We start from the raw sequence: 4,533 nt of genomic DNA on the forward strand, positions 1-4,533 counted from the left end.
AGCGCTTCTTGGAGCCTCCCATCAACATCACTACACCGCCTTCGGAAGCCGGTTAGAAGTTCCCTTCATCAACCGGCTATTCCGAATACCCGATTTTTCCTAATTTGCGAGCAGGTGGATCCTAGGCCATTCATCTGAAACAGATTGTCAAAAATTGTGCCCGACAAGCCATGTCATGCGTACGACATTTGGCACGATTCAACCTGCGTAGCCCTTGACCACGCGGGAATCGGTAAGCAGATGTTACACCGGCTGGTAAAAATGCAGATGTCTGCCGCCACTACGCACGCCTTGAACACAAGTTTCTCAGTTCGGGCATACGGGATAACCATACCTCTCAGGATTTTCATTCCGGCGTCTGGCCCATTTGAGGTATTGCGGCGTGATTGTCCGCATGGCAACTGCGGGGAACTGTGTGATATCTCACACTCCGTCTTACGAATATGTACCGACTGCCGGTACCGCCACGCCCGCAATGACTGACATAACATCGTAGAAGGCACCCTGATGTCAGACAAATCCGGAATGGATGTAGAAGAATTTAATATCTGCTGTTTGTATGCCGAAACACCATTAGGGGCATGGTCCGATTGACAGCCAGAAAAAAACCGTCAAAATGGCTGCTCGCATGTGCGCCGGCCTGTAGCGTTTTGCTCCGGTTCGTTGTGAGCGACATGCTTGGTCGGGCAATTACGCCCATTTGAAATTCGAGGTTGGATAGACATATGGAAACCGGTACCGTTAAGTGGTTCAACGACGCCAAGGGCTTCGGCTTCATCACGCCGGACGCAGGCGGCAATGACCTGTTCGCACACTTCTCGGCGATTGAAGGCAATGGCTTCAAGTCGCTGAAGGAAGGTCAGAAGGTTCGCTACGTTAAGGCTATGGGCCAGAAGGGCGAACAGGCCACGAAGATCCAGGCTATCTAACTGGATCACCGGGCAGTTTATCTTGCCTGGGAAGCCCCGCTCCGGCGGGGCTTTCTGCTTTCTGGGCTTTCCACAGGGCAGATAATGTATTGCATTGATGACGTTCGGTCATCGCGGTGTTTCTTGCGCGTGGCAATTCACTTGGCTGCACTAATGGCCATGACGATATGCGCGGCGCAAATGGCACTTGGACAGACGACCCGCAACTTCGGCAACGACCCGTTCCTGCAAATCTCGCAGGCGATCGCCAATTGCCCCGAACCGGCGGGCCCGCGCATTACCGAGGCGGATTGGAAACGCGAGGCGCACCACCGCATCGAGGAAGGTAACCACTGCTATATAGAAGGCCGTTGCAGACTGGCCAACGCCTACCAATACGACCAGGAAATTGCCGAGGCCCTGCGGCGGCGGCTCGATACGCTGCGGCACACGATGCCCGCCTGGCAGCAAAGCTCGCTCTGGATCATGGTGCGGGGCCGCTGGCTGACCGTGCAGGGCTGCGTGGCCACGGATTTCGACCGGAAAGGATTCCTGGGCGCGCTGCGCGAAGTGCCCGACGTAGAACGGGTCATCGACCAGACCACCACCACCCCGGCACGCGGCGTACCATACCCACGTTATGGTGATAACGTCACAAATCCCCCGGCGCGATGAAGTTGCTATAATCGCCCGACTTCGAATCCCCCCAAATTCTGCCGTTCCCGGGGCGCCACCCGCTGGCTGCCCCGCTGGAAGGTATTTGACAATGCGTGCCGAGGAAATCCGTGGCCGGTACTGAAATCGCAACGCCAGGCGGGCCGATCGCCGGACCCGCCGTGTCATCCGGAAGCTCGTTCCATGCGGCCATGCGCATCCTGCCCGCTTCGCAGCGGCAGGCCATGTTCGAGATCTACGCGTTTTGCCGCGCCGTGGACGACATCGCCGATGGCGACACCCAGCACGCCGACCGCCTCGCCGCGCTGGAACAGTGGCGCGCCGACATCGCCGCCTGCTATGCAGGCCAGGCGCCTGCGGCGCTGCGCCCGCTCGACGAGCAGATCAAGGCGTTCAATCTCCAGCAGCAGGACTTCTCCGACGTCATCGACGGCATGATCATGGACGTCGTCGCCACGATCGTCGCGCCGGACGCCGCCACGCTGGACACCTACTGCGACCGCGTGGCCAGCGCCGTCGGCCGCCTGGCCGTGCGCGTGTTCGGCCTGGACGAAGCACCCGGCATCGCGCTGGCGCATCACCTTGGCCGCGCGCTGCAGCTGACCAACATCCTGCGCGACCTCGACGAGGACGCCGAGATCGGCCGTCTGTACCTGCCGGCCGAGGCCCTGGCCGCCGCCGGCATTCCCGTCGGCAAGCCATACGACGTCATCCATCACCCCGCGATCGCCGAGGTCTGCACCGGCATCGCGCGCGATGCTCAGGCTCACTACGATGCCTCCGCCGCGATCATGGCGCGCTGTCCGGCGCGCGTGGTGCGTTCGCCGCGCATCATGTCCGATGTCTATCACGGCATCCTGACCCGCCTGCTGGCCCGTGGCTGGCAACCGCCGCGCGCGCGCGTACGCGTGCCCAAGGCAAAGCTGGTCTGGATTCTGCTCCGACATGCCATCGCATGATTTGCCCGCCTTGTATTTAGCCAAGGCACGCGGCCATTGCCGCGTGCCCAGAACAGAGAAGTGCCCCCGATTTAGATGAACCAGGCCGCAACAATAACCCGCCCCCAGGATGAAACGCTGACCACCAGCGCCCGTCGCCCTGCCCAGCCGGCCCTGCCCGATCCGCTCGATGCCGGCATCGCACATGCCGTCGAATCCCTGCTGGCGCAACAGCAGTCCGATGGCCACTGGGTCTACGAACTCGAAGCCGACGCCACGATCCCGGCCGAGTACATCCTGATGGTCCACTACCTCGGCGAGACGCCGGATCTGGTACTGGAAGGCAAGATCGCCAACTACCTGCGCCGCATCCAGAACGCCGATGGCGGCTGGCCGCTGTTCCACGCCGGCGCCTCGGACGTCAGTGCCAGCGTGAAGGGCTACTTCGCGCTGAAGATGGCCGGCGACAACCCGGAAGCCGAGCACATGCGCCGCGCGCGCGCCGCGATCCACGCGATGGGCGGCGCCGAGGCCAGCAACGTCTTCACGCGCACGCTGCTCGCGCTGTACGGCGTGATGCCGTGGCAGGCGGTGCCGATGATGCCGGTGGAAATCATGCTGCTGCCCGAGTGGTTTCCGTTCCATCTGTCGAAGGTGTCGTACTGGGCCCGCACGGTCATCGTGCCGCTGCTGGTACTCAACAGCCTGCGTCCGCAGGCGCGCAATCCGCGCAAGATCGGCATCGACGAATTGTTCGTGCGCCCGTGCCAGGCCACCCGCCTGCCGCGCCGCGCGCCGCACCAGAGCCCGCTATGGGTCGGCGTGTTCCGCACGCTCGACGCCGTGGTGCGCATGGCCGAGCCACTGTTCCCGCGTGGCCTGCGCCAGCGGGCCATCGAGCGCGCGCGTGAATTCACGGTCGAACGGCTGAACGGCGAAGACGGCCTCGGCGCGATCTTCCCGGCGATGGTCAACTCGGTGCTGATGTTCGACGTGCTCGGCGTGCCCGAGAACGACCCGAACCGGGCCATCGCGCGCCGCTCGATCGACAAGCTGCTCGTGGTCAAGGATGACGAGGCTTATTGCCAGCCATGCCTGTCGCCGGTCTGGGATACGTCGCTGGCCGCCCATGCCTTGCTGGAAGTCGGTGAGCCGCGCACGATCGCCGCGGCCGCACGCGGGCTGGACTGGCTTGTGCCGCTGCAGGAACTCGAACTGCGCGGCGACTGGACGGTGCGCCGTCCCAACGTCCGCCCGGGTGGCTGGGCCTTCCAGTACGCCAATCCTCACTACCCCGACGTCGACGACACCGCCGTGGTGGCTGCCGCGATGGACCGCGTGGACAAGGGCGACCGCTCCAACCGTTATGACGAAGCCGCATCCCGCGCCTGCGAGTGGATCGTCGGCATGCAAAGCAGCAACGGTGGCTGGGGCGCGTTCGAACCCGAGAACACGCACCTCTACCTGAACAACATCCCGTTCGCCGATCACGGCGCGCTGCTCGATCCGCCCACGGCCGACGTGTCCGCGCGTTGTCTGGCGATGCTGTGCCAGCTCGGCCAGATGCCGGCCAACAGCGAGCCGGCCGCGCGCGCGCTGCGCTACCTGCTCGACGAACAAGAGGCCGACGGAAGCTGGTTTGGTCGCTGGGGCACCAACTATATCTATGGCACGTGGAGCGCGCTGTGCGGGCTGAATGCCGCCGGCATCGGCACGGACGCGCCCGAGATGAAGCGCGCGGCCCAATGGCTGCTGTCGATCCAGAACGAGGATGGCGGCTGGGGTGAGTCTGGCGACAGCTACAAGCTCGAGTATCGTGGCTATGAAAAGGCGCCGAGCACAGCATCGCAAACGGCCTGGGCCATGCTCGGCCTGATGGCCGCCGGCGCGGGCGACCACCCCGCCCTGGTGCGAGGCGTCGAGTACCTGCTGCGCACGCAGGCCAGCCATGGTTTCTGGGACGAGCCGTACTTCACGGCGGTGGGGTTCCCTCGCGTGTTCTATCTGCGCTA

At 63.6% G+C, this 4,533-nt stretch carries 4 protein-coding genes; all 4 read left to right on the top strand.

What is annotated here, in order from left to right; all coding sequences use genetic code 11:
• Positions 1 to 725 precede the first annotated feature (725 nt).
• Complete coding sequence (locus RN01_RS31360) at positions 726 to 929, top strand: cold-shock protein (protein ID WP_008650922.1); 204 nt, start codon at positions 726 to 728, stop codon at positions 927 to 929.
• 180 nt (positions 930 to 1,109) lie between these two features.
• Positions 1,110 to 1,583 carry a BON domain-containing protein gene (locus RN01_RS31365; RefSeq protein ID WP_223277416.1) on the top strand — a complete coding sequence of 158 codons (474 nt, stop codon included), beginning with the start codon at positions 1,110 to 1,112 and terminating at the stop codon, positions 1,581 to 1,583.
• A gap of 110 nt (positions 1,584 to 1,693) precedes the next feature.
• Positions 1,694 to 2,542 (top strand): presqualene diphosphate synthase HpnD, encoded by an 849-nt coding sequence (gene hpnD / locus RN01_RS31370; protein ID WP_011518641.1) that lies wholly within the window; start codon positions 1,694 to 1,696, stop codon positions 2,540 to 2,542.
• A gap of 75 nt (positions 2,543 to 2,617) precedes the next feature.
• On the top strand, positions 2,618 to 4,533 hold a 1,916-nt coding region (shc, locus tag RN01_RS31375), incomplete at its 3' end, for a squalene--hopene cyclase (RefSeq protein WP_039016844.1).

This window comes from Cupriavidus sp. SHE (genome assembly GCF_000812445.1).
In the GTDB taxonomy this organism is placed as follows: Bacteria; Pseudomonadota; Gammaproteobacteria; order Burkholderiales; family Burkholderiaceae; genus Cupriavidus; species Cupriavidus metallidurans.